Source organism: Paraglaciecola sp. G1-13 (assembly GCF_055809255.1).
The window spans coordinates 4,056,176-4,081,425 of record NZ_CM147903.1; the positions used below are offsets into that span (position 1 = coordinate 4,056,176).

A 25,250-nucleotide genomic window follows, 5' to 3' on the forward strand; every position below is an offset into this window, starting at 1 on the left:
AACACTACCTTTATTTCATAGGATATAACCAAGTAAATGGAATAGGCTTAACCTACTGTTTAGCATGAAGTTAATAAGTAAAACCCAACTTAATGTAAGGATTTTTCAAGCAAGTTCGCACTTCTCAATTGATTTATATATTTTAACTCGGTATTTTGTACGGCCTGCTTAGTATAAATATTCGATACTCGACTGGTATCCCCAATAATAAAAACGACAAGAATACATAGCGTGACATGGCGCAATTAGGCCACTTTTTTTGTGTGCCAAAGTTTACCCGTGAGCGCTATAGAAAAATACAGCAGCAACCTAAAACACAACCCTGACCAGTCGTCGGTTGAAGGAGTTACGTCAATGAGTTTATATAATCCTAATGATTCCAAAGACAACTGTGGATTTGGTCTAATCGCCCATACCCAAGGCGAAGCCAGCCACAAGCTTGTCATCACTGCAATTGAAGGATTGGATCGCATGCAGCACCGTGGTGGTATCGCCGCCGACGGTAAGACCGGGGATGGTTGCGGCTTGCTACTTCAAAAACCGGATGCGTTCTTTAAAGAAATAGCCGCTGAAAACGGTTGGAAATTAAGTAAAAAATACGGTGTAGGGGTTATTTTCCTCAATCAGGACGACACCTTAGCGGCCCGTGGCCGTGAAATTTTGAACGAAGAGCTAGAACGCGAAACATTGAGCGTTGCTGGCTGGCGTGTGGTCCCGACAGATCACTCTGTACTAGGTGATTTAGCCGCTTCAGGTGTTCCACAAATTGAGCACGTTTTTGTTAATGCGCCTTCTGGATGGCGCAAACGAGACTTAGAACGCCGCTTATTTATGGCACGTCGCCGCGCTGAAAAGCGCATGAGCGAAGACAGCGAATTTTACATCGCTTGCTTATCCACGCTTGTGACTGTGTATAAAGGCCTTGTTATGCCAAAAGATTTGCCAAAGTTCTATTTAGACTTGGCAGATGAGCGCATGCAATCGGCGATTTGTGTATTCCACCAACGCTTCTCCACTAATACTTTGCCTAAGTGGCCATTGGCGCAGCCTTTCCGCTTCTTAGCTCATAATGGTGAAATTAACACTATTCGTGGTAACCGTGATTGGGCGCAAGCCCGAAGCAGCAAATTCGTTACCCCGTTGTTGCCTGATTTAGCCGATGCAGCCCCCTTTGTGAATACTGAAGGCTCAGATTCGTCTTCATTAGATAACATGCTTGAGCTGTTCCTCGCTGGCGGTATGGATTTATTCCGCGCCATGCGTTTACTTGTGCCACCTGCATATCAAAATAACAGCACCATGGACGACGAGTTACGCGCGTTTTACGAGTTTAACTCCATGCACATGGAGCCATGGGACGGCCCCGCCGGTATCGTATTGACCAATGGTCGTCACGTTGCCTGCAACTTGGACCGTAACGGTCTGCGTCCTGCACGTTATGTCATCACCAAAGATGGTTTGATTACCCTTGCCTCTGAAATTGGTATATGGGATTACAAACCTGAAGACGTGGTCGAGAAAGGCCGTGTAGGCCCAGGTGAAATGCTGGCGGTTGATACCTACAACGGCAAAATTTGGCGTTCTAACGAAATTGATGAAGAGCTCAAAAGCCGCCATCCTTATCGCGAATGGATCGACGAAAACATTCGTCGCTTAACGCCTGTGGAGCAATGCGATGCGTCATTGATTGGTCAACGCGTGTTTGACGACAACATGATGGCCACGTACCACAAGCTGTTCGCCTACAGCTACGAAGAGCTTCAGCAAATTGTTAAAGTGCTTGCGAAAGATGGTCAAGAAGCAGTGGGTTCTATGGGTGATGACACCCCAATGGCCGTGCTTTCATCAAAACAGCGCACCATTTACGATTATTTCCGTCAGCAATTTGCCCAAGTCACTAACCCGCCTATCGATCCATTACGCGAAAATCACGTTATGTCGTTAGCCACGTGTATTGGCCGTGAACAAAACGTCTTTAGTGAAACCTCAGGTTACGCTCATCGTGTATTGTTTGACTCACCCGTATTAATTTATACCGACTTAAAGCAACTGCGCGAATACAATGCTGAGCATTATTATTCTGAAGTGGTTGACCTAAACTACAAGCCGGAAGAAGGTCTGAAAAAAGCCATCTCTCGCATTTGTAATGAAGTCGAATATTTGGTCAAAACTAAACGTGCTGCGTTTGTTATCTTGTCTGACCGCAATGTCAAAGCGAACCGCTTAACCATCCCTGCAGCCATGGCTGTTGGTGCGGTGCAACGTCGCTTAATCGACAAATCACTTCGTTGTGACGCCAACATAGTCGTTGAAACCGCATCGGCTCGTGACCCACACCACTTTGCCGTATTGCTAGGCTTAGGTGCTACTGCGATTTATCCGTTCTTAGCGTATGAATCTATCGAGCAAATGGCAGATAAAGGTGAACTTGGTGTCAGCGCTATGCAAGGCGTGTTGAACTACCGTAAAGGCATTAATAAAGGTCTGTACAAGATCATGTCTAAAATGGGGATCAGCACCATTGCCAGCTACCGTAGCTCAAAGTTATTCGAAGCCATTGGTATCAATGCTGACGTCACCAAGATGTGCTTCCAAGGCGTGCCAAGTCGTTTACAAGGCGCTGGTTTTGAAGACTTCGAACAAGACCAAATTAACTTAAGCCGTGTGGCTTGGTTAAAACGCAAGCCTGTCGATCACGGTGGTTTATTAAAATACGTGCATGGCGGTGAGTATCACGCTTACAACCCAGACGTTGTCACCAGCTTACAAAAAGCGGTTGTCAGTGGTAAGTACGACGATTATCGCGTGTTTAGTACTCTGGTGAATGAACGCTCCCCCAGTCACTTCCGTGATTTGCTTGCCCTTAAAGCGCAAAGTCCAGCAATTGATATTAGCGAAGTTGAACCGGCTGAAAACTTATTCAAGCGTTTCGATACCGCTGCTATGTCAATCGGAGCACTGAGCCCTGAGGCTCACGAAGCCTTGGCGATTGCGATGAACCGCTTAGGTGGCAAATCAAACTCAGGTGAGGGCGGTGAAGATCCAGCGCGTTTCAACACTGAGAAAAACTCCAAGATCAAGCAAGTTGCATCCGGTCGCTTTGGGGTCACGCCGCATTACTTAGTCAATGCTGAAGTGATTCAAATCAAAGTCGCCCAAGGTGCCAAGCCAGGTGAAGGTGGTCAGTTACCGGGTGACAAGGTCAACAGCTACATCGCAGAGCTACGCTTTGCCGTGCCAGGCGTGACGCTTATTTCACCGCCGCCTCATCACGATATTTACTCTATCGAAGATTTAGCTCAGTTAATTTTTGACTTGAAACAAGTTAACCCGACTGCGCAAATTTCAGTGAAATTAGTATCTGAGCCGGGCGTGGGAACCATCGCTACCGGTGTTGCTAAAGCCTATGCCGATTTGATTACCATTTCAGGTTATGACGGCGGCACAGGTGCGAGCCCACTAACGTCTGTTAAGTATGCTGGTAGTCCGTTTGAGCTTGGCCTTGCTGAAACCCAACAAGCGCTGGTTGAAAACGGTTTACGCCATAAAGTACGCGTACAAACCGACGGCGGCCTTAAAACCGGTCTAGATGTAATAAAAGGCGCCATTTTGGGGGCTGAAAGCTTCGGCTTTGGTACTGGCCCAATGGTAGCGCTAGGCTGTAAATACCTAAGAATTTGCCACCTGAACAACTGTGCGACAGGCGTAGCAACCCAAGACGAAAAACTACGGGAGAACTACTTCATTGGTTTACCCGAAATGGTAATGAACTACTTCAAGTTTATTGCCGAAGAAGTGCGTGAAATCATGGCATCAATTGGTGTAACCAAGCTTGATGACTTGATTGGACGTACTGAATTGCTTGAAATACTGCCTGGTGTAACCGCCAAGCAAAGCCATTTGGACTTAAGCCCTATTTTGGCTAAGCCTAAAGCGGGTACGCATACCAAGTTGTTCTGTTCAGAAATTGCCAATAACCCTCTGGATAAAGGCGACTTGAACGTACAAATTTTAAATGACGCTCAAGGTGCCGTCGCTTCATTGCGCGGTGCATCATTAAAGTACAACGTTCGCAACACTGACCGTTCAGTGGGTGCCATGCTCTCTGGTGCTATTGCTAAAGTACATGGTAACCAAGGCATGCACGACGCGCCTATTCACATTCAGCTTACCGGTACAGTCGGTCAAAGCTTTGGTGTATGGAACGCGGGTGGCCTTGAAATGCACCTAGTGGGCGATGCCAACGATTATGTAGGCAAAGGCATGACAGGTGGTAAATTGGTTATCAGTAACCCAACCAACATCAGCTTTGACCCACATGTTAGCGCGATAATGGGTAACACTTGTTTGTACGGTGCAACAGGCGGCAAATTGTTCGCTGCGGGACGTGCAGGTGAGCGCTTCGGTGTCCGTAACTCAGGTGCTGTCGCGGTTGTAGAAGGTACAGGTGACAACGCGTGTGAATACATGACAGGCGGCATTGTTGCGGTCCTTGGCGCCGTTGGCGTTAACTTTGGTGCCGGTATGACAGGTGGTTTTGCCTACATTCTGGATGAATTAGACGATATTGAACATCGTATCAACCCTGAACTAGTGGAGATTATGGGCATTGAAGACAAGGTTATTTTGTCTGAGCACTTGCGTGGCCTCATCAATCAACACTACGAAGAAACAGGCAGCGAGTACGCCATGGGCTTGCTCAACAACTTCAATGAAGTGTTGTCTAAATTCCGCTTAATTAAGCCTAAGACCAGTAATGTGAAAAATCTGTTGGGGCACATTAGTCGCTCATCATCAGAACTTAGCATTCAGGCCCAATAAGTAGCAGGACGAGAATCATATGTCTAAAAACGTATACCAATTTGTTGACGTAGAACGTATCGACCCGCCGAAAAAGCCGATCGTTGTTCGTAAAGCAGAATTCGCTGAAATCTATCAGCCTTTGACCCAATCGCAAACAGAGGGTCAAGCTGACCGCTGTTTAGATTGCGGTAACCCGTATTGTGAATGGAAATGCCCAGTGCATAACTTTATCCCTCAGTGGCTCGAATTAGCCAACCAAGGGAAAATTTTAGAAGCGGCTGAGCTTTCTCACAAAACCAACAGTTTGCCTGAAGTCTGTGGCCGCGTTTGTCCACAAGACCGTTTATGTGAAGGCGCGTGTACCTTAAACGATGACTTTGGTGCCGTCACCATTGGCAGTATTGAAAAATACATTACTGATACCGCCTTTCAGATGGGCTGGCGTCCTGACATGTCAGGTGTTGTAGCCACCAACAAGAAAGTCGCCATTGTCGGTGCTGGGCCTGCTGGCCTTGCCTGTGCGGATATTCTAGTACGTAATGGCGTTAAACCCGTTGTGTATGATAAATACCCAGAAATCGGCGGCTTGCTGACCTTTGGTATTCCGGCCTTTAAGCTTGAGAAAGACGTGATCACCCGTCGTCGTGAAATTTTCACTGAAATGGGCGTCGAGTTTGTACTCAACACTGAAATCGGCAAAGACATCGACTTTCAAACCTTGCTTGATGAATACGATTCCGTGTTCTTAGGCATGGGGACGTACAAGCCAATGCAAGGTGGTTTTGCGAATGAAGGCGCACCGGGTGTTTACGAAGCCCTGCCCTTCTTGATTGCCAACATTAACCGTCACCTTAACTTTGAAAAATCAGCGGATGAATTCGTTGATATGAAAGGCAAAAAGGTCGTGGTGTTGGGCGGTGGTGATACCACTATGGATTGCGTACGCACATCTATTCGCCAAGGTGCCACAGATGTTATCTGTGCCTATCGTCGTGATGAAGACAGCATGCCTGGTTCACGCCGTGAAGTAGTTAACGCCAAAGAAGAAGGTGTTGAATTCACCTTTAACGTACAACCGCTGGATATCGAACTTGACGCCAATGGTAATGCGTGTGGCGTACGCTGCGTGAAAACCGAAATGGGCGAGCCGGATGCAGAAGGCCGTCGTCGTCCTGTTGTCATCGAAGGCTCAGAACATGTCATTGAAGCTGACGCAGTCATCATCGCGTTTGGCTTTCAGCCTAGCCCTGCGGGCTGGTTTGGTGACTACGGTATTATCCTGGATGAAAAGGGTCGTGTACGCGCTCCTGCTAAAGGAAAGTATGCATTTCAAACGTCTAATCCTAAGATCTTCTCTGGTGGCGATATGGTGCGAGGCTCTGATCTAGTCGTTACTGCTATTTTCGAAGGCCGCGAAGCCGCAGAAGGTATGCTCGACTACATGGGCGTGTAAGCGGCCCGAAGTCTACTGACGTACCACACTGAATAAAAAGGAGCTTAGGCTCCTTTTTTTGTGGCTCTTTTTCGTCATTTGGGCACCGCGCGATACCCTATTCACTTTGCCACTTATCAGTAAAACTCACACTTAGTCCATTAGCCTAAAAAATACCCAATACAATATTTGTATATGGCGCTACTGATGATCATGGGTTAGCGTAAACACATGACTTATTGAGGTATTAGCGCTATGACGACCACGATTACTCTACCCAACATCATGCAAATTGGCGCAGGCGCCATTAACGCTCTACCCGCGATCCTTGAAAGCCTTGGCTGCCAATACCCGTGCATCATCACCGACGCCACTATGGTCACCCTTGGCTATACCGATAAGATCACTACCTTACTAAAAGCGCAAAACATAGATTACGGCCTATTTAGCGAGACCATGGCTGAGCCAAGTGAAGATTCCATCCTGCCTGCGGTCCATTTGGTTCGTCAGGAAAAATACGATTGCTTGCTAGCATTAGGGGGCGGCAGCGCCATTGATACTGCCAAAGCGATTGCATTATTAGCGACCCACGGCGGCACCATGCGCGATTACAAAATGCCCCGCACGGTTCATATGCGTAGCATGCCAGTGATTGCTATTCCTACCACCGCAGGCACCGGCTCAGAAGCGACCCAAGCCACCATCATTACCGATGCCAGCACAGACGAGAAAATGCTATGCATGGGGCCAGGCTTAATGCCCATGGCTGCCATAGTGGATTACGAACTCACCCTGAGCTTGCCCATGCGCATCGCTGCTGATACAGGCATTGATGCCCTCACCCATGCAATAGAAGCGTACGTGAGTCGCAAAGCGAATCTGTTTAGCGATCAGCAGGCCATCGCCGCCATGAAACTCATTGGGCAGAATTTACTGCGCACCTGTCAAGACCCGACAGATTTGCAAGCCCGGGAAGCCGTTATGCTCGGGGCGACCCTTGCTGGTGTCGCCTTTTCAAACGCCTCTGTTGCCTTAGTGCATGGTATGAGCCGCCCATTGGGGGTGCATTTTCATGTCCCCCATGGGCTAAGTAACGCCATGTTGCTGCCCACCGTCACGGAATACTCCATCAGCAGCGCCCCTACACGCTATGCCCAGTGCGCACTGTATATGGGATTGGTGAATGACTTTGCAGATGAAAACCAAGCGCACCAAGCACTGCTTAGCCAACTCAGGCTTATTAATACGACATTGAAGGTTCCAACGTTAGCAGAGTTTGGCGTACAAAAAGATATGTTCAATAACACCTTGGCGTTAATGGCTGAACAAGCCCTTGCCTCGGGCTCGCCGAACAACAACCCACGCTTGGCAAGTAAAGATGAAATCATCGCGCTGTATAAAACCGCTTGGGATAGTAAATAGGCAGCTGCGGCAACCTTGATCGTTACCTTTGTCGTTATCGTTAGAAAAGTACCCAACAAAAAAGGAGCCTAGGCTCCTTTTTTCTTTATTGCTGATTTATTAATTACTTACTCATCTATTACCGACGTATCGACTCAGCAATCGCGCTAGCGAGTGTTAGGCGTTTACATTATCAGCTTCCACTTCTTGGGCAATCTGCGTTAATGCTTGCTCAAACACGGAAGCAGGCTGACCGCCACTGATCAAATGTTTGTTGTTCACGATAACCGCAGGGACTGAACTAATCCCATTAGATTGGTATAAGTGCTGTGCTTCGCGCACCTCTTGGGTGTACTTACCCGAGGTCAATACTTCTTGGGCAGCGACTTTATCAAGCCCAACACGCTCAACCACAGCGAGCAATTGCTCGTGGTTACTTGGGTCACCACTTTCTTTGAAGTACAAATCGAACAAGGCCAACTTAAGCTCTGTTTGTTTGCCTGCCTCTTCTGCCCAGTGCAACAACCTGTGCGCATCGAAGGTATTGTAAATACGACCACCGCCTCGATTACCAAACTCGTAACCCACATCTAGGCCGCGCTGCTTAATCATTTCGCGGTTCTGCTCACTTTGTTCAACACTGATGCCGTATTTCTCGGTGATATGCTCAACAATTTCTTGGCCCTCTGGGGGCATGTTCGGATTCAATTCGAACGGCTGCCAAGTGATATCCGCTGCAACTTTACCGTCAAGTTTGCCTAGTGCTTCATCCAAGGCTTTATAACCTATGATGCACCATGGGCACGACACGTCAGAAACGATATCTATTTTAAGGGGGGTAGCCATAATTTAACTCCTAATTGCTCAGCAAAACACAGTAGCGTGTTGCCGTTTAATAACCATTAGATTGGTCTTGCTTTGCTGATATTCAAGCGCAACAACCAAAAACACATTTTTAAAGCCAGTCAATCATTCGGTCGCATTCACAAAGATAAAGGCATGTAGGCGCAAGCATCAGCCCATCAAAATGCCGATGAATCTTAGCGGGCTAAGTAGCAAGACCGTGGTAAATGAAAAAAAAATGCACTTTTCGTAAAAAAACACGAAATTTTTGACGATTTAACTTGAGATAATTTCCCCTAACCCCATTTATGACCGCAGAACAAATTTCTGAGTAAGGTGAAAACCATGCTCATTTTAACCGTCCGAGTAATCGGCAACTTAAACCTTTATTAACATTGGAATTTTCAGGAGATTTGAAAATGGCAATTCGTCCTTTAAACGATCGCGTTATCGTTAAGCGTCACGAACAAGAAAGCAAATCTGCCGGCGGCATCGTATTAACGGGCTCAGCAGCAGAAAAATCAACTCGCGGTGAAGTTATCGCTGTCGGCAATGGTCGCACACTTGATAACGGCGAAGTGAAAGCTGTTGACGTTAAAATCGGCGACATCGTTATTTTTAACGACGGTTACGGCGTGAAAACAGAGAAGCTAGACGGCGAAGAAGTATTGATCCTTAGCGAAAACGACATCCTAGCAGTAGTCGAATAATCAACCGTTAACCAAATTTAGAGGAATTAATATCATGGCAGCAAAAGAAGTACGTTTTTCTGATGACGCTCGCGTAAAAATGCTAGCAGGCGTTAACATTCTAGCTAACGCAGTAAAAGTTACCCTAGGTCCTAAAGGCCGTAACGTAGTGTTAGACAAGTCATTCGGCGCACCTACCATCACTAAAGATGGTGTATCAGTAGCCAAAGAAATCGAATTAGAAGATAAATTCGAAAACATGGGCGCTCAAATGGTGAAAGAAGTTGCTTCTAAAGCCAATGACGAAGCCGGTGACGGAACAACTACCGCAACCGTACTTGCACAGTCTATCGTGACTGAAGGCCTAAAAGCCGTTGCAGCAGGTATGAACCCAATGGATCTTAAGCGTGGTATCGACAAAGCAGTTATTGCTGCGGTTGAACAGCTTAAAACCCTTTCTGTTCCATGTGCAGACAGCAAAGCAATTGCCCAAGTAGGTACTATCTCTGCTAACTCTGACACTGAAGTAGGCGACCTTATCGCTGAAGCAATGGACAAAGTAGGCAAAGAAGGCGTTATCACAGTTGAAGAAGGCCAATCTCTACAAAACGAACTAGAAGTGGTAGAAGGTATGCAGTTCGACCGTGGTTACCTATCTCCATACTTCATGAACAACCAAGAAAACGGCACTGTAGAACTTGACAGCCCGTTCATCCTATTGGTTGACAAAAAAGTATCTAACATTCGTGAATTACTACCGACTCTTGAAGCAGTAGCAAAAGCCTCTAAGCCTTTGTTAATCATCGCTGAAGACGTTGAAGGTGAAGCACTTGCTACGCTAGTTGTGAACAACATGCGCGGTATCGTTAAAGTGGCTGCTGTTAAAGCACCAGGTTTCGGTGACCGGCGTAAAGCCATGCTTCAAGATCTTGCCACCTTAACAGGCGGTACTGTGATTTCTGAAGAAATCGGTCTAGAGCTTGAAAAAGTGACCCTAGAAGATTTAGGCACAGCTAAGCGTGTTGTTATCAACAAAGACAACACCACAGTGGTTGACGGTGCTGGCGAAGAAGAAGCGATCCAAGGCCGTGTTGCTCAAATACGCGCTCAAATCGAAGAATCAAGCTCAGACTACGACAAAGAGAAGCTTCAAGAGCGTCTAGCTAAACTAGCTGGCGGTGTTGCGGTTATCAAAGTTGGCGCAGCCACTGAAGTTGAAATGAAAGAGAAGAAAGACCGCGTTGAAGATGCACTACACGCAACTCGCGCAGCGGTTGAAGAAGGCGTAGTAGCCGGTGGTGGTGTTGCACTAGTACGTGCCGCGTCTAAAATTGTTGACCTTCAAGGCGACAACGAAGACCAAACACACGGCATTAAATTGCTACTTCGCGCAATGGAATCGCCAATGCGTCAAATCGCCGCTAACGCCGGTGCAGAAGCATCAGTCGTCACAAACGCTGTTAAAAATGGCGCTGACAACTACGGTTACAACGCTGGTAACGACACATACGGCGATATGCTAGAGATGGGTATCCTTGACCCAACTAAAGTAACGCGTTCTGCACTACAGTTCGCAGCATCAATCGCAAGCTTGATGATCACAACTGAAGCGATGATCGCTGAAGCACCGAAAGATGATGCACCTGCAATGCCTGATATGGGCGGCATGGGTGGTATGGGTGGAATGGGCGGCATGATGTAAATCATGTTTCTCAAAGCTCCGCTTTGAAATCTTAGAAAACCCGCCTCGGCGGGTTTTTTATTGCTTGTTTTTTATGGCCTGCGGCCACCTTTACATGCTGCGCACACTATGCGCTTTGCTTACTTATGTGCTGCGCACACTATGCGCGTTGCTTACTTATGAGCTGCGCTCACGTTATGGCCTTCGGCCACCTTTACACGCTGCGCGTGCGGGGCATTCGCTTCGCGAACTTTATGCGCTTCGCTTATTTATGGCTTTCAGCTACTTTATGCACTACGTGCACCTTATGAGCTGCGCTCACCTTATGGGCTTCGCTCACCTTATGCGCTTCGCCCACGTCATCCATGACGTATTTTCAAACCGCGTCCCGCGGCTCGAGTAACTCTTTCTTCAACAGCTAAGAAAGAGTCACCAGAAAGAAGCCGGCTCCAGCACACTTTCTGATCCGCTAACAAGAGCGCCTTTATTGTCAAAACGGCGTGAGGAAACATCCCTGTAAAGCAACACGCCTTGTCCAGACGTCCCTGTCTGGCCATCTGACAAGTCGCTATCGTCACCGGGAAAGTATGAGTCGCAGAAAGGCAAAAGCAGCGACTTCGTCGCCAAAGAATACACATTTACTAGTCGCTTTATTCTACGAAAACTTGAATCAGGTGCATATCGTGCGCACAATGTGAGCATCAATGATTGGAGTGTTAGTGATGAATATTACGTTAGGTAAAGAGTTTGAAAGAAGGATCACTGAAAAAGTATCTGATGGTCTGTATACCTCCGCAAGTGAAGTGATCCGTGATGGTCTGAGGCTGTTATTTGAAAAAGACGTTGCTAAAGACCAGCAACTGAAAATATTACGCGAAGAAGTCGCTAGGGGCTTCGAGCAGCTAGCTGCTGGCGAATCATCAAATAGCAGTGTAATGGATATATTTGAACAAGCTTCTCACTCGGTAGCTAGTAAGTCAGCGAACAATAATGACAACGCCGAGCTATAAACTATCCCCTCTAGCCGAAAATGATCTATTTAAAATAATATCAACAACGATTGAGGCTTGGGGAAGTCTGCAGGCAAAGATGTATGCCCAAACCATTGAATCCGCATTATCGAAACTAGCTCAATATCCAGATTTTGGTCGAGAAAGAGATGATGTTTATCATGGAGCAAAAAGCTTTCCTGTAGAAAAGCATATTGTGTTCTATCAAGTAAGTGATGAAGGGTTGGTGTGGCACATAGACTACAACAAAGCCCTGTATTCGTGAGGATAAGACAATAATAAATTAAGCCCGATTTTGGAAAAATTAGGGGGCGTTAGCACTTAATGGATACAGTGAACCACTGAGTTTTAAAAACACTTCTACTATGCCGAAGGTCCGGAGAAACTGATGAATGATGTCAAGCGCATATCCTTCTTTAACGTTCAGTATTCAAGCAAAAATCCACAATTATTCTGATAAAACACTCACTATTCTTGTAGATATTTTTTCTTAAAACTGGAAAATTATTTATTTAATTTTTAAGAAGGGTATCTACGTAAGCTTCATTGGCGAACTACTCTCTCTGAATTTAACTAAAAGACGCCCCGTCGCTGAGACGCTCTTTAGTAAATTTAAGCTTTTCACATAGCAGTAGCTACGTTAACAACGCTGGCGAGATTGAACTCAGGTTTTTTGATTAATCCACTGTCCTGTGCTTTCTTGAGAAAGTCTAATTGCTGTCGAATATCACTGCTCTGTTGCTTTTTTGCTTCAATTATTTTTTCAAGTTCTAATGCTAAATCACTCATAGTTAAACCTTCCTACTAAATAACGCTGTGTTTAGAGCCGACTAAAACGGCTTTTCCCATTTTGTGCAAATAGTCATTGCAAAAATCGTGCAGTAAATTTATTGACCCTCTCAAATCTTTGTCATCGGAGTAATCATCAATTTCGAGCCTTAACTCTTCTTGTAGAGTTTTGAGGCTTATCATTCTGCTGTGGCTATGCCATCTATTATTATTGCTGAGTATAGTCGCGATTTCTTCTGCCCTAGCCCTTTTCTCATCATCCGTCACAGGTTGTCCAATCTTGTCTGGGGAAGTGCGATGCACCTTCCAGTCTTTGAACTTAAATTCAACTAACCACTTCTTGAGAAGTGAAGTAGAAAGGTCTCGAGCTTGTTCATAATGTCTCAACGATGCTAGGTCTAAACTATTTAGCATGACAAGTTCTGCATTACTGAGTGGATGGCCAATACTTTTTTGAATTAACTCGTTGCACTTATCCAAATAACCTAGTGCGGGTACCCATTTCCCCTCGTTATTTTGAACTTGAGGATCTATTGGGCCGAGCGACGATGAATAATCCATATAAATCTTATCGCCAGACATACACCAAATTGTTCCAGCAGACATCGCTACGTCTGGTACAAGAAAATCGACGCAGTCATAAAAATTTCGAGACATCTCGACCATCTTTTCAACTGTCTCAGCAGAGCCTCCGCCAGTCTGTAAAATTATCAGTAATCTGTCATTCTTATTTTCATCAGACGCACAACCCTCGAGTTGATTACGGAATGGATTCTTAGACCAAAACTCGATAGGGCCGTAATAGACCAAAATATCATGCCTAGGAAAATGATTCTTCTGAATCTGCCCGATTTTGAGCCCTAAAAAAGTATCAACCGAGCCGTTTACATTATTCATAATCGTCCTTGAAGTTATCGATCACTTACTAACTTACACTACAGTTAATAAATTTTACAAGCTTAATAACATGGCGCAGGATTATACACAGTTGATTGCTTTATCTACAACATTCTTTAGTTGAATTAGCTTATGCCCTTTCAAGCAGCCCCCATAAAACATCGTTTTCCCTAACTCATGAACAATTACAAAGACACCCATAACAAAATTCTCAGCCATAATTTCCTTGGAGAAGGTATTTTAGGGCTTGCAAGGTTGTTCACACGGTGTGATGTAATCTGCCCCAGCTTTATAAAAGGTTCGCATGCGTATGTAGGTCTAAAAGAAGTCCTTTATTTCGGTCTTTTATTGTCATTAGACAAATCGCAGTCGTTATTGGGAGTGTATGAGTCGTAAAAAACGTAAAACAGCGACTATGTCCTCAAAGTTTGTGCTTCACTTATCATTTAACTAATTAGGTTGGGGCAGTTGAAGCGTGTTGCGCAATGCGCCACACTTGGGTGATGATTAAGTCATTTAAACATAAGGGCTGTAGTTGTTTTTCGAGAAAGGGAAAACATCAGGCATTCAAGCAAAGCACGCGAAGAAGCTTCGTATGCAGATAGCTGCTACCAATACCGCACAAGACATAGATGACGTTAATCTTCCTAGCTTTTCACTTCACCAACTGAAAGGGGAAAGGGCCAACATTTGGTCTATATCAGTTAACGGTAATTGGAGAGTGACGTTCGAGTTCAAGGACGGGAATGCTTACATCTTAAATTACGAGGATTATCACTAATGAATATGCACAACCCACCCCATCCTGGTGAATTTATTGAATCCATCTACATGGAGCCACATGGCATCAGTTGCAGAACACTTGCTACCCATCTTGGCGTTGCAGCTTCTACGCTTAATCGTGTGGTAAAAGGTAAAAGTGCAGTATCGCCTGAAATGGCACTGCGACTATCTAAGGTACTAGGTCGAAGCCCTGAGAGTTGGCTTAGCATGCAAGATAACTATGAGCTTTGGCAAGCTAAGCAAAACATCAATCTCGATAACGTTCGGCCCATAGACCTGCATGCCGCTTAACAATCGCATTGTCTGGCTCCGAAAATAATTACATTAAAAAATTACATGGACACCCATGATAAAAATGCTTACCACAAAGCCTTTGGTGATGGTGTGCTGGGGTTTGCGGGGTCGTAAACGCGGCGAGTTTTAAGCTGCGCAGGGTCAATCGCTTGCTCGGTGTTTGTAAAAGCAGCTAAATGTAAAAGAAGACTTTCATTTCGGAGGCTTTATTGTTTGTACATGAAATAATGCAGTTAATTATTAACCCAGCAATCTACTCTATTGATAGCGCTACTACGTCTTTTTTTGCTGATACTCAATTGAGTGTCATGCGCTTACTCATATTATAAATCTATCCCTTGAGGCCCGCGGCTCGTTCGACAAATCCCCATACCGATTGTTGGGCTGTAGCAACTGGCAGAGGGGGTTTGGTGGTGAGTGCAATTCTAACACCTGACATCACACCAGAGAGCAGCATTGACGCTAACATTAATGGGTTGAACGTTTCATCGATTTCGCCTTTGCGCTGGGCATCGGCGATGTTTCTTGCGCCTAATTGCTCTAGCCTGTCATTGCGCTGCCATTCTTCTTTGGTAAACGCAGGGTCGGTTCGTAGCCGCGTTGCTGCAATCATTGCAACGGGATCATCATAAAATAACGAGACCATGGCATGAACCCGTGCTTTTTCCCTCTCTTTCCATGTGTCACCATCAAAGGGGACGCCTGCAACTTTGTCGTCAAAATCGTGGTAAAATTCATTTACGATGGCGTTGATAAGCCCAGCTTTGTTACCGAAATGGTAGTATGTCAGTCCGTCAGAGACCCCTGCCCGTTTGGCTACATTCGCAACGTCTAAATCCCCATTGCCGATAACAATTTCAACCCTAGCCGCTTCTAATAAGCGCATTCTAGTGGACTTTTTCGCTGCTTTGCCTTCCATCACATATTCTCTAACAGTCTTTTGGGGTGCATGCCATTGACCATTCCAATAAACGGGGGGTGAATGGAAAACCCTAACATTCTGCGTATGTCCTCTGACAAATCCGCAACAACGTTTAATGGTGTGCCCAAAAAGTAGTTTTCCTGAGTGCGCAACCATGGCTCACAGTATTGGCAAGTAACCGCAAGGCGGTTACCACTTGACTGGTTTGCACCACCACCATGCCAAAACGTTCCGGGATAAAAGAGTACAGACCCTGCTTTCATGACTGCTGATTTCGCTTGTTCTGCTGTGGGCTTTTGGTTGTCGTCCCATGTGTGGCTATTTGGCACGATCACAGTTGCCCCATTGGACTGTGTAAAGTCATCAATTGCCCAAATGGTAGCCGCGCCCAGCGGTGCCCTAGGCCGAGGGATAGGGTAGAAGCCATCATCAAAGTGCAATGGCTGCCCAGATTCGCCCGGCAACAAATTTATGACCTGCAATTGGGACAAAAGATAATTTGGCATAAATAATTTGTCGAGTAAGGCAAGAATGCGCGGGTGGTCAACTAAGCGGTCCAGTGCTCTGGTTTTGTTCAGAACGCCGTACAATCTTTGTGTTTTGTATCCTTCAAATGAATTCCTGCCAGTTTCATTTAGCAAAGGTAAAATTGCATTTTTAACCGTCGTAATTTCGTCACTCGACAACACGTTCTCGATGACAATATAGCCGTGTTCTTCCACCTGTTTTAGATCAGCTCGTGTCACATGTTCCGGTATCAACTTGACCTTCTCACTCTGGGTCTGTCGATATTTACCAGCATTGTCCCCTGCAGCATATGCGTTATCGATATTCTTTGTTTTAAGCGTTGACATAAGTCCCCTTGAATCCATTCTACTGAGTTGAGTTCAACTCAAATTTAAACACAATTGATTTACTGGTCAAATTTTGAACATAAAAAGATGGGTGAGAATTTATGGGGGGTGAAACGGATCAGTGTAAAATAGCTGAAGCTGATTCAAATTCCGTCTTTAAACCTTTTTTGAATAAACCGACTACATGCGCTTCAAGAAATACAAAAACATTGAGCTACTCATTTAAAGGTTTTTAGCTTCAAGAAATGAGGCTTTCAAAAAGTCCACAAATTTAATGGTTTGTGAAATTTTGTCATGCCATCAGTTCGTTGGATTGTGATGCGAGACCACTTTGCACAAACCTAAGGGGTTTCCAATTAATGAGCTAGAATTGTTCACTTGCCCTCATTTGTCAGTTGCAAATGCTTATCGTTATAATATAACATAGCCATCTTTATTATGTTATATTATAACGATACGGATTCTGTGTGATAGAAATAGACCAGGCTAAGGCTGTCATTGAAGCAAGTTCGCTTTGCGTCAACATAAAAAATAACCCTATTTTGAAAAATTTAAACTTCCAGGTTAAAGCGGGTGAAATATACGCTTTGCTTGGTGGCAATGGGGCGGGTAAATCAACCACACTGAAGACGCTTTTAGGGTTTAACGCCCCAAGCAGTGGCTCGGTAAAAGTAGATGGTAAAGAGGTGGTGAAAGCCCTGAACCATGTACGCGAAAAAACCGCTTACTTACCAGAATCTGCGACCTTATACACTCACCTCACCGCAAGAGAAAACGTCAATTATTTCTTATCATTAGCAGATATTGAAAAAACAGATGCAGAGATTGAGCAAGCGTTTGATCGCGTTGCTTTACAAACGAACGCGCGGGATCGTCACATGCAAACCTACTCAAAAGGCATGCGACAAAAAACGGCCATCGCGCTGGCCTTGCTGCGCGAAGCCCCCATTTTTTTATTAGATGAACCCACTTCGGGCCTCGACCCTGTGGCTATCGATGAATTTAACCAACTGGTGCGTGAGCTTGCCTCTGGCGGCGCCACCATATTAATGGTGACTCACGACGTTTACGGTGCTTGCCAAGTTGCAGATCGCATCGGCCTATTGCGCGATGGTGAACTTGTTGGGGAGTTTTCGGCCCCGCAAGGCGGGCAGATTGAAACCGAACAAGTACACGCGGCGTTTGCCCAACGAGGCGCAGCGTGAGCGGCCATTCATCTTCAATGGCACCTCTTGCAAAAATGATGATTGTCGCCAAAGACGAGTGGCGATATTGGTTGCGCTCTAAATTGGCCATATCCGTGTTGGCCATCGGCTTATTGCTCACATTATCTTCTGTGATCGTTACCGCCATTAATACCATGGAGTTGACCCATACGCGCCATGAATTACAAAACGATGCAGATCAAACTTTTGTTGACCAACCCGACAGACACCCTCACAGAATGGTGCATTATGGGCACTATGCTTTTAGAGCTCCATCGCCACTGAGTGTGTTAGACCCTGGGGTTGATGCCTACACTGGAAATTCTATCTTTCTGGAAGGACACCGACAAAACAGCGCCATGTTCGCTGACCAAAAACAAGGTACAGCATTAACTCAGCTGGGTAGTCTGACACCTGCATTTATCGTACAAACCTTAGCCCCACTACTCCTCATTCTTATTGGGTATAGTTCGGTCAGTCGTGAGCGCGAGTCACACACACTTACCTATCTGTTATCACAAGGCACATCAGGGTTTACCCTCATTGCTGGCAAGGGCTTGGCGTTAATGTCGGTCATTGGCCTTATTTTAGTGCCGCTAACCATTTCAGCGCTTTTTAGCCTGCATGAAGGGGAAAGCATCACCGCTATTTTAGGCTTCATTCTGGGTTATGCCCTTTATCTAACAGTATGGGCCTTGTTGGTTTTGCTATTTTCTAGCGCGCTTTCAAAAAACAGTGAAAGCTTCACCGCTTTAGCGCTCACTTGGATTTTACTGTGTGTGGTTATGCCGCGAGTTGCTAGCTCAACGGCAATCACAACAGTGCCTGCGGCAGGAAAACTAGAAACAGATTTTGCTGTTATCGCCGAGCTGCGAAAATTAGGTGATGGTCACAACGCCAACGACCCTGCATTTGCGCAAATAAAGGCCTCTTTGCTAGAAAAATACAATGTGGACTCAATTGAGCAACTGCCAGTTAATTATAGAGGTGTCATCGCCATGACATCAGAAGCAAAATTAACAGAGGTGTTAAACGAGTTTGCCGAGCAACGCATGCAAACTGAGGTAAACCAAACCCAGGTATCTAGATATTTCGGTTGGTTATCACCTATGGTTGCCATTCGCTCACTATCAATGCTTACAGCCGGTACAAGCATAGAAACCCATCATAAGTTTTTACGTGAAGCTGAGGACCTCAGATTTAACTTTGTTCAAAGCTTAAATAAAGTGCATGCAGAGCGACTAACGTACCAAGATGACATGAATCGCAACAAAGACCTTGATGCGTCAGACAAAGCTCGAGTTGCAGCAACAAACTGGCAAGTGTTAGACGATTTCTCGTTCGCTGTTGATAAGCCTAGCCTTCGATTACAACGCAGTGCACCTGCATTTTTACAACTGCTGGCCTGGGTAGCAGCGCTCATTATAGTCATTCGTTGGGTAGGGAAACGCTTAGTATGAGTTATATGTTTAAACAACTTAGCCGTGAATGGCGATTTATGCTGCGCCAGAAGTACTTACTGGTGCTACTGGGCTGCGCTATCTTGATCTCTGGGTTTTCAGTCCAAAGTGGCTTAAATGAGATTGAGCAACAGCAGCAAACCATTGAGCGCTTAACAGCAGCCGATGCGGCTGACCGTACAGACGCACAGCATAAGCATGATGAAATTGGGATGTTAGCCTATTACACCTTCCATCTTACTTATTCAGCCCCTTCGAATTTAGCCTTTGCGGCCTTGGGGGAGCGCGATATTTACCCTTGGAAGCACCGTATTAAAATGCTCGCCATCGAAGGGCAAATATACGAAAGCGATACCCAAAATGCGGAGCTGACCCAAGCGGGTAAAATTGATTTTCTGTTTGTGATCAGTGCGCTTTCGCCGCTGATTATTATCCTGTTGTTCCATGACTTATTCGCCAATGAACGCAGTAGCGGTAGGCACGACCTACTCGTCACCACGGCAAAATCCCCGTGGGCGTTGTGGGGAGCGCGGGGCGCGATACGTTTCATAGCTATTTTCTTGTGCTTAATGCTGCCGTTTTATGTCGGCGCTTGGGTCAGTGGCACGTCACTGGCTGCAATAGGGTTAGTTTCGTTCTACTGCTTTATCTACTTAGTGTTTTGGGCGTTATTAAGCGTTTACTGGGGCAGGAACGCAAGCAGCGCCCCAAAAGTGGCATCTGGGTTAATAGGCATTTGGGTATTGTTCGCTTTTATTACTCCAATTTTAGGTGACTTAAGCATTAATAAACTTGTTCACTCTCCTAAAGGTGGCGATATCGTGTTTACCCAGCGAGAAGCCGTTAATGATGCGTGGGATCTGCCTAAAGAAGTCACTATGGATGCGTTCACCGCTACCTATCCTGAATGGAAAGACCATGTCGCCATGCAAAGCATGTTTGAATGGAAATGGTATTACGCCTTTCAACAAGTCGGTGACCAGATCGCAGCTCCAATGTCGCAAGAGTATCGCGCTGCGGCAAAGAAAAAATATGAATTAGCAGGGTATGCATCTTTACTTTCGCCGCCTTTGTTATTGCAACGCCTGTTAACTCGCCTTGCTGAAACCGACGCCGTTGCCGCGTTTAAATACGAGCAACACGTACGGGACTTTCACCAAGAGCTTCGTTTGTTTCACTACCCGTTCCTGTTTACTCAAGGCGAGTTTGACAAAAGGGAACTCATTAACATGCCAAGTTTTGAAAAATTCATTACTGAACAACAAGACGATCGCAATACAGATAGCGTTCAATCAACCAATAAATAACACTCAAACTATAAAGAAGGTTTTACCATGAACCCTGTAACACACGGGCTAAAGCTCACTCATATCAGTGCTTGCTTAGCTAGCCTGTTTATTCATCACAGCGTTGTAGCAGATGAACAAGTTGCGCCACAAAACATCGACCAAGATAATGCTATCGAAACCTTAAGTATTGTTGGGTCACGACAAGCGTATCAAGGCAACTTTAGTCCTTTAGAAACCCCGCAATCAGAACTGAAAATAAATTCTGAGGCATTAACAAATGCAGGGGCAATTGATTTAAACCAAGCATTAGATTTGTCGGCCTCTGTTGCCCGTCAAAATAATTTTGGAGGACTGTGGAACAGCTTTGCGTTGCGGGGATTTGTGGGTGATGAAAACCTACCCAGTAACTATTTGGTAAATGGCTTTAATGCAGGCAGAGGCTTTGGCGGCTCTCGCGATTTATCAGGTATCGAATCAGTTGAAGTGTTAAAAGGCCCACGTGCCGCACTATTTGGTCGCGGAGAGCCAGGGGGCACGGTTAACCTTGTTACTAAGCGCCCAACTTTTGATACTGCAGGAGAAATAAAGGTATCGGCAGGAAGCTACGATACATACCGAGCAGATATAGATTACACCACCCCATTAGCAGACGAAGTAGCGGTGCGTTTTGTCGGCTTCTATGAAGATGCTGGCAGCTTTCGTGACACGATAAAAAGCAAGAAAGAAGGCTTTAGCCCATCAATTGCGTGGGAAATTAGCGAGCAAAGCACGCTTGTTTACGAATTAGAATACGCTCATCAAGAAGTACCTTTTGACCGAGGTGTGTTAGCGATAGACAACAAGCTTGGGGTCATTCCACAAAGCCGCTTTCTCGGTGAGCCCGCCGACGGCCCGATTGAAACTGATACGCTGGGGCATCAGGTAGAGTTTCAACACGACTTCGACGATAACTGGAGTGTATTACTCGGCGCTAACTACCGTGATACCTCATTAGAGGGCTTCGCGACGGAAACAGGTTTTTCTGGCGTTGTTGACGATGAAGTAAATCGTTTTCGCCGTTACCGTGACTATGATGCCAAATACCAAGTCTTTCGCGCTGAGCTAACCGGTAATTTAGAAATAGCAGGTGTAGAGCACCGTTTAATCGTGGGTGTTGATTCAGACAAGTTTGAGAATGACCAATTTGCTCTACGTGACCGTACCACAGAGCAATACATCAACGTATTTGCCCCGGTTTATACTGCTGCAAATGCGTTAGCAGATGACTTTTCTACTCAAATTGATCGCGTTGAAACACAAGAATCCCTTGGTGTGTTTATACAAGATCAAATCAGCATAACCGACAAGCTTGATGTGCGTATCGGCGCACGGTTTGACGACTATCAACAAACAATGAATAACCGCTTATCTGAAAGTCAGTCAAAACAAACAGAATCACGGGTTAGCCCTCAATTTGGGATAGTGTATGAAGCATCAGTTACGCTTTCATTGTACGCCGCTTATGGCGAAAACTTCCGCCCATTATCTGGCACCGACAGCAATGGTGACGGCTTTGAGCCAAACCAGTCGACCTCTGCCGAGGCGGGTATTAAGTTCACGCTAAATGATGGTGCGTTGTTTGGAACGGTCTCCATATTCAAAGTCGAACAAGACAATCTGCTCGTGGTTGACGACCCGACTAGTTTTACTTACGCAGCGATTGGCGAAGCCGAAAGTCAAGGCATAGAAATAGACATCAACGGTGAAATAGCTGACGGGTTAACCCTTTGGGCCTCTTATGCTTATGTGGACGCGAAAACCAAAAACGCTTTCTTTGATGGCAATTTTGGTTACACCATTGAAGCCGGAACAGACTTACTCAATGTGCCTGAGCAGCAACTCAGTCTGCAACTGGTTCAATTGCTTGAACTAGATGGTAAAGACCTCGAAGTCGGTGGTGGCTTAGTGTACGTAGACAAAAGAAATGGTTACTTTGGTACCGATTTCACCCTACCTAGCTATACCACTGCCAGAGCGTTCGTCGCTTATGACATAACAAAGTCGATTTCGTTACGCGCTGAAGTTGATAATTTATTTGATAAAGATTATTACACCAACTCATTTGCAGACGCTTGGGTACAACCGGGTACTCCCCGTAGTTTTAGAGTGTCTGCCTCATACCACTTCTAGTATTGTGATAGTTAATTGGTCATTCACCTCGGGTAAATCGAAGTAAGTTTACCCGTCGCGCTGCCAGTTCGAACTATTCTGAATGCCTAAAAAAAAGCCCGCAGATCCAAAGGTCTGCGGGCTTTTTGTTGCTTGATAGAACACGCTGGAGTTATTTCGCCGCCGTTTCTCTCAGCCCAAACGGGTTATCTATACTCTCGCTTGGCTCGGTAAACCAGCGTGGGCCATCGTCTGTCATGTAAAAATGATCTTCTAAGCGAATGCCAAATTCATCGGGTATCACTAGCATTGGCTCATTGCTAAAACACATACCTCTGGCCAAAGGCGTTTTATTGCCGCCAACTAAGTAAGGCCACTCGTGTATATCTAAACCAATGCCATGGCCGGTGCGATGTGGGCAACCTGGTGTTTGGTACTCTGGGCCTAAACCTTGTGAGGCTAAATAGTGACGCGCCGCGGCATCGACCTCTTCACATGGCGCACCGATTTGGGCGGCATTAAAGGCAGCAAGTTGTGCGGCTTTTTCATCGTTCCAGTACTGTCGCTGGCGACGCGTTGGTTCACCAAATACATACGTTCGGGTAATGTCGGATATATAGTCGTGCACTTTGCACCCGGTATCGATTAACACGACATCCCCTGCCTTGAGAATTTGCGGATCCTTAACACCATGTGGGAATGACGTTGCAACGCCAAACAACACGATACAAAAATAATTGCCCGGCGCACCGACCTTTTGGTGTGCTTTTTCAATGAAGGCTTCCACCTCTGTAGTGCTTATTCCTGGGCGCAACATACTTGCGGTTGCTTGATGCACAGCCAGTGTCATATTCATGGCCCCTTGCATCAACGCCAACTCATTATCAGACTTGTGCATTCTACAGTGGGCAGTCACCTCTTGGGCATTAATGAGGGTTAAGCCCGTTTGGGCTTTATTGATGCCGTCGAATATAAAAAACTGCGCGCTTTCATCTATGCCAACAGTTGCGGTAGTCGCTATGTTTAATTGCTCTAATACATCAACAAATAAGCGATAAGGGTTCTCGTGCTCTTGCCAACCATGAATGGGGCCGTCTATGACTTTAAAACCATTTAGACTGCCAATTTCAAAGTGCGGCGCGATATATTGCACAGCGCCGTTTGCTGGCAAAATGGCCCCGACCATGCGCTCACTGGCATACCATTTCATGCCGGTAAAATACGTTAGATTTGTACCTGCATTCAGATAAATCGCGTCAATATTATGGGCTCGCATATACGCTTGGGCTTTAGCGATGCGCTGTAAGTATTCCTCAGACTGAATAGGCACAAGGTGTTGAGTCATATCACTTAATGTAGCTAATGCCTGCTCGGATGTTTGCGTGGCGATGCCCGCTGCGGTGCTGGTTTCAGTACTGGCTTCAGTGCTGGTTTCAAAAGTCCCCATTTTTTCTCCTATTGCTAGGCGCTGACAAAAAGCATAGTCGAGCGACCTATTAAATACTTAATGAATGTGTCATGCAGGCGATGATAGCACTGACATTGTTTAAAATGAGCAGTGATAGCTTACTTATTGTTTTGTCTCAAATTGTGAGGTTAGCGAGTTCACCATGTTCGCTTATCTTCTTTTTCTCAACGGTATTTTTACGCCTTACTGACAAAAGCACACAGCGTTAACAACAAAGCTGTTTCAATCAGCAGTAAATAACTTAGCGCGAACGGTTGCTCGGTATTCTCTTGGTGAGGTGGCCAGTAGCTTCACAAATAAAGAGGTAAAATAGCCCACATCTTGATAGCCAATTTTATCTGCTACTTCGCTTACGTTTAAATTACTTGTTTGTAGTAAATCTTTGGCGATTTCAATCCGGATTTTTTGTAAATACTGCAGCGGTGTTTGGCCAGTGGCATTTTTAAAACGGCGATTAAATGTGCGTACGCTCATTTCAAAGCGCCCTGCTACCTCGCTCAGGCTAATCTGTCGGTTGTAATTGTCTTGCAGCCAAATTTGCGCTTGTACTATTTCCTCATCAGGGTGCTGTTTTGTGCTGCCTTCAAAATAACTGGTTTTCTCGTATGGACGGCGAATTTCATGGGAAAAATTTCGCTCAACCACACTGGCTATTACTTCGCCATAGAGTCGTTTTACAAAATGCACGGTAAGATCGGCCATTGCATTCACGCTAGCCGAACAATACAGATTGCTAGCTTGGGTAATAAAGTATTGACGCTTTAATTTGACCCTTGGGTAGTCTCGTTGAAACTGATCAAAATAATGCCAGTGAGTGGTAGCTGGTTTGTCATTTAGCAATCCTGCTTCAGCCAAGAAGCAACAGCCTGTGCCTACCGCAGAGAGCATCGCACCATTTTCATAAGCCTTGCGTAACCAGGCTAAAATTTCGGGATGTTTTTTTACAATTGGCCGGGGGTTTCGCCACAAAGCAGGTAAATAAATAATATCGCTGTCACCCACATCTGCCAGTTCGGTATCGGGTAACAATGAAAAACCAATACTGGTTTTAATCGGCAATTTGTCTATCGACGTTGTTTGAATGAGCACGGGTTCAACTTGGCTACCTTCCTTTGCCCGAGCAGCACTTTCGGCGGCACGCAACATTTCAAAAGGCAAAGTAGCGCTAGTGGCCAGCATATTATCGCAAAGTAAAAAGGTAATTTTATGCATAAGTAGGCTTATTCAATTTTGTGGATATTGGCAAAGATAGCGAACAAGTGGCCTAAACACCACGATTTAT

19 protein-coding genes and 1 pseudogene are annotated in these 25,250 nt (G+C 45.6%); 13 read left to right on the forward strand and 7 right to left on the reverse strand.

The features are described 5' to 3' along the window. The first annotated feature begins 354 nt into the window (after window positions 1–354). The 3 genes from gltB to AC0L6N_RS17175 all read left to right on the forward strand — a co-directional run bounded on the left by gltB (window position 355) and on the right by AC0L6N_RS17175 (window position 7,657). Window positions 355–4,821, forward strand: coding sequence for a glutamate synthase large subunit (gene gltB / locus AC0L6N_RS17165; protein ID WP_473476273.1), 4,467 nt, complete (start codon window positions 355–357; stop codon window positions 4,819–4,821). Between the two features lie 19 nt (window positions 4,822–4,840). After that, complete coding sequence (locus AC0L6N_RS17170) at window positions 4,841–6,256, forward strand: FAD-dependent oxidoreductase (protein ID WP_473476275.1); 1,416 nt, start codon at window positions 4,841–4,843, stop codon at window positions 6,254–6,256. A 234-nt stretch (window positions 6,257–6,490) separates the two neighbouring features. Further along, window positions 6,491–7,657 (forward strand): iron-containing alcohol dehydrogenase, encoded by a 1,167-nt coding sequence (locus tag AC0L6N_RS17175; protein WP_473476278.1) that lies wholly within the window; start codon window positions 6,491–6,493, stop codon window positions 7,655–7,657. A gap of 156 nt (window positions 7,658–7,813) precedes the next feature. Here AC0L6N_RS17175 and AC0L6N_RS17180 read toward each other — a convergent pair whose 3' ends face one another. Next, window positions 7,814–8,482, reverse strand: coding sequence for a DsbA family oxidoreductase (locus AC0L6N_RS17180; protein WP_473476280.1), 669 nt, complete (start codon window positions 8,480–8,482; stop codon window positions 7,814–7,816). Between the two features lie 416 nt (window positions 8,483–8,898). Between AC0L6N_RS17180 and AC0L6N_RS17185 the strand changes: the two genes are divergently transcribed. The 4 genes from AC0L6N_RS17185 (at window position 8,899) to AC0L6N_RS17200 (ending at window position 12,124) form a co-directional block, all read left to right on the forward strand. Continuing rightward, on the forward strand, window positions 8,899–9,189 hold the full coding sequence (locus tag AC0L6N_RS17185) for a co-chaperone GroES (RefSeq protein WP_006991724.1): 291 nt from the start codon (window positions 8,899–8,901) through the stop codon (window positions 9,187–9,189). Between the two features lie 34 nt (window positions 9,190–9,223). Next, window positions 9,224–10,870, forward strand: coding sequence for a chaperonin GroEL (groL, locus tag AC0L6N_RS17190; RefSeq protein WP_473476282.1), 1,647 nt, complete (start codon window positions 9,224–9,226; stop codon window positions 10,868–10,870). Window positions 10,871–11,571: 701 nt separating this feature from the next. After that, window positions 11,572–11,859 carry a type II toxin-antitoxin system ParD family antitoxin gene (locus tag AC0L6N_RS17195; RefSeq protein ID WP_473476285.1) on the forward strand — a complete coding sequence of 96 codons (288 nt, stop codon included), beginning with the start codon at window positions 11,572–11,574 and terminating at the stop codon, window positions 11,857–11,859. After that, window positions 11,840–12,124, forward strand: a complete 285-nt coding sequence (locus AC0L6N_RS17200; protein WP_473476286.1) for a type II toxin-antitoxin system RelE/ParE family toxin — start codon at window positions 11,840–11,842, stop codon at window positions 12,122–12,124. Before AC0L6N_RS17195 ends, AC0L6N_RS17200 begins: the two co-directional genes overlap by 20 nt. Before the next feature lie 356 nt (window positions 12,125–12,480). On the opposite strand, the gene AC0L6N_RS17205 is transcribed toward AC0L6N_RS17200, so the two are convergent. Together AC0L6N_RS17205 and AC0L6N_RS17210 are read right to left on the reverse strand one after the other, a co-directional pair. Next, window positions 12,481–12,648: a hypothetical protein gene (locus AC0L6N_RS17205; protein WP_473476288.1), complete on the reverse strand. Its 168-nt coding sequence runs from the start codon at window positions 12,646–12,648 to the stop codon at window positions 12,481–12,483. A gap of 15 nt (window positions 12,649–12,663) precedes the next feature. Continuing rightward, window positions 12,664–13,545 (reverse strand): SDH family Clp fold serine proteinase, encoded by an 882-nt coding sequence (locus AC0L6N_RS17210; RefSeq protein ID WP_473476289.1) that lies wholly within the window; start codon window positions 13,543–13,545, stop codon window positions 12,664–12,666. Window positions 13,546–14,048: 503 nt separating this feature from the next. Here AC0L6N_RS17210 and AC0L6N_RS17215 point away from each other — a divergent pair. Beyond that, a pseudogene (locus AC0L6N_RS17215) lies at window positions 14,049–14,326 on the forward strand (type II toxin-antitoxin system RelE/ParE family toxin). Further along, entirely contained in the window at window positions 14,326–14,619 is a 294-nt protein-coding gene (locus AC0L6N_RS17220; protein WP_473476291.1) for a HigA family addiction module antitoxin, read from the forward strand. The pseudogene AC0L6N_RS17215 and the gene AC0L6N_RS17220 overlap by 1 nt, the downstream one beginning before the upstream one ends. 334 nt (window positions 14,620–14,953) lie before the next feature. Here the strand turns inward: AC0L6N_RS17220 and AC0L6N_RS17225 are convergent, their stop codons facing one another. Together AC0L6N_RS17225 and AC0L6N_RS17230 are read right to left on the reverse strand one after the other, a co-directional pair. Further along, on the reverse strand, window positions 14,954–15,541 hold the full coding sequence (locus AC0L6N_RS17225; protein WP_473476293.1) for a TetR/AcrR family transcriptional regulator: 588 nt from the start codon (window positions 15,539–15,541) through the stop codon (window positions 14,954–14,956). Next, on the reverse strand, window positions 15,541–16,398 hold the full coding sequence (locus AC0L6N_RS17230) for a phytanoyl-CoA dioxygenase family protein (RefSeq protein ID WP_473476296.1): 858 nt from the start codon (window positions 16,396–16,398) through the stop codon (window positions 15,541–15,543). The genes AC0L6N_RS17225 and AC0L6N_RS17230 overlap by 1 nt, the downstream gene beginning before the upstream one ends. A gap of 467 nt (window positions 16,399–16,865) precedes the next feature. Here AC0L6N_RS17230 and AC0L6N_RS17235 point away from each other — a divergent pair, with 467 nt between their 5' ends. From AC0L6N_RS17235 to AC0L6N_RS17250, 4 genes are read left to right on the forward strand one after another with little or no spacing between them, the layout of a single operon-like run. After that, complete coding sequence (locus AC0L6N_RS17235) at window positions 16,866–17,603, forward strand: ABC transporter ATP-binding protein (RefSeq protein WP_473476297.1); 738 nt, start codon at window positions 16,866–16,868, stop codon at window positions 17,601–17,603. Window positions 17,604–17,620: 17 nt separating this feature from the next. Next, on the forward strand, window positions 17,621–19,063 hold the full coding sequence (locus AC0L6N_RS17240) for an ABC transporter permease (RefSeq protein ID WP_473481368.1): 1,443 nt from the start codon (window positions 17,621–17,623) through the stop codon (window positions 19,061–19,063). Then, the gene (locus AC0L6N_RS17245; RefSeq protein ID WP_473476299.1) at window positions 19,060–20,370 is read left to right on the forward strand and encodes a DUF3526 domain-containing protein; all 1,311 of its coding nucleotides are present in this window, start codon (window positions 19,060–19,062) and stop codon (window positions 20,368–20,370) included. Before AC0L6N_RS17240 ends, AC0L6N_RS17245 begins: the two co-directional genes overlap by 4 nt. A gap of 27 nt (window positions 20,371–20,397) precedes the next feature. Further along, complete coding sequence (locus AC0L6N_RS17250; protein WP_473476300.1) at window positions 20,398–22,521, forward strand: TonB-dependent siderophore receptor; 2,124 nt, start codon at window positions 20,398–20,400, stop codon at window positions 22,519–22,521. A 151-nt stretch (window positions 22,522–22,672) separates the two neighbouring features. On the opposite strand, the gene AC0L6N_RS17255 is transcribed toward AC0L6N_RS17250, so the two are convergent. Further along, a complete protein-coding gene (locus tag AC0L6N_RS17255) occupies window positions 22,673–23,947 on the reverse strand; it encodes a M24 family metallopeptidase (protein ID WP_473476301.1) in 1,275 nt (424 codons plus the stop codon). A 243-nt stretch (window positions 23,948–24,190) separates the two neighbouring features. After that, window positions 24,191–25,180, reverse strand: a complete 990-nt coding sequence (locus AC0L6N_RS17260; RefSeq protein ID WP_473476302.1) for a GlxA family transcriptional regulator — start codon at window positions 25,178–25,180, stop codon at window positions 24,191–24,193. Window positions 25,181–25,250: the final 70 nt, after the last annotated feature.

What these genes read in the sequence shown, in the direction of transcription:
- gltB (WP_473476273.1), top strand. Translation starts at nt 355, where the DNA reads ATGAGTTTATATAATCCTAATGATTCCAAAGACAACTGTGGATTTGGT.
- AC0L6N_RS17170 (WP_473476275.1), top strand. Translation starts at nt 4,841, where the DNA reads ATGTCTAAAAACGTATACCAATTTGTTGACGTAGAACGTATCGACCCG.
- AC0L6N_RS17175 (WP_473476278.1), top strand. Translation starts at nt 6,491, where the DNA reads ATGACGACCACGATTACTCTACCCAACATCATGCAAATTGGCGCAGGC.
- AC0L6N_RS17180 (WP_473476280.1), bottom strand. Translation starts at nt 8,482, where the DNA reads ATGGCTACCCCCCTTAAAATAGATATCGTTTCTGACGTGTCGTGCCCA.
- AC0L6N_RS17185 (WP_006991724.1), top strand. Translation starts at nt 8,899, where the DNA reads ATGGCAATTCGTCCTTTAAACGATCGCGTTATCGTTAAGCGTCACGAA.
- groL (WP_473476282.1), top strand. Translation starts at nt 9,224, where the DNA reads ATGGCAGCAAAAGAAGTACGTTTTTCTGATGACGCTCGCGTAAAAATG.
- AC0L6N_RS17195 (WP_473476285.1), top strand. Translation starts at nt 11,572, where the DNA reads ATGAATATTACGTTAGGTAAAGAGTTTGAAAGAAGGATCACTGAAAAA.
- AC0L6N_RS17200 (WP_473476286.1), top strand. Translation starts at nt 11,840, where the DNA reads ATGACAACGCCGAGCTATAAACTATCCCCTCTAGCCGAAAATGATCTA.
- AC0L6N_RS17205 (WP_473476288.1), bottom strand. Translation starts at nt 12,648, where the DNA reads ATGAGTGATTTAGCATTAGAACTTGAAAAAATAATTGAAGCAAAAAAG.
- AC0L6N_RS17210 (WP_473476289.1), bottom strand. Translation starts at nt 13,545, where the DNA reads ATGAATAATGTAAACGGCTCGGTTGATACTTTTTTAGGGCTCAAAATC.
- AC0L6N_RS17220 (WP_473476291.1), top strand. Translation starts at nt 14,326, where the DNA reads ATGAATATGCACAACCCACCCCATCCTGGTGAATTTATTGAATCCATC.
- AC0L6N_RS17225 (WP_473476293.1), bottom strand. Translation starts at nt 15,541, where the DNA reads ATGGAAGGCAAAGCAGCGAAAAAGTCCACTAGAATGCGCTTATTAGAA.
- AC0L6N_RS17230 (WP_473476296.1), bottom strand. Translation starts at nt 16,398, where the DNA reads ATGTCAACGCTTAAAACAAAGAATATCGATAACGCATATGCTGCAGGG.
- AC0L6N_RS17240 (WP_473481368.1), top strand. Translation starts at nt 17,621, where the DNA reads ATGGCACCTCTTGCAAAAATGATGATTGTCGCCAAAGACGAGTGGCGA.
- AC0L6N_RS17245 (WP_473476299.1), top strand. Translation starts at nt 19,060, where the DNA reads ATGAGTTATATGTTTAAACAACTTAGCCGTGAATGGCGATTTATGCTG.
- AC0L6N_RS17250 (WP_473476300.1), top strand. Translation starts at nt 20,398, where the DNA reads ATGAACCCTGTAACACACGGGCTAAAGCTCACTCATATCAGTGCTTGC.
- AC0L6N_RS17255 (WP_473476301.1), bottom strand. Translation starts at nt 23,947, where the DNA reads ATGGGGACTTTTGAAACCAGCACTGAAGCCAGTACTGAAACCAGCACC.
- AC0L6N_RS17260 (WP_473476302.1), bottom strand. Translation starts at nt 25,180, where the DNA reads ATGCATAAAATTACCTTTTTACTTTGCGATAATATGCTGGCCACTAGC.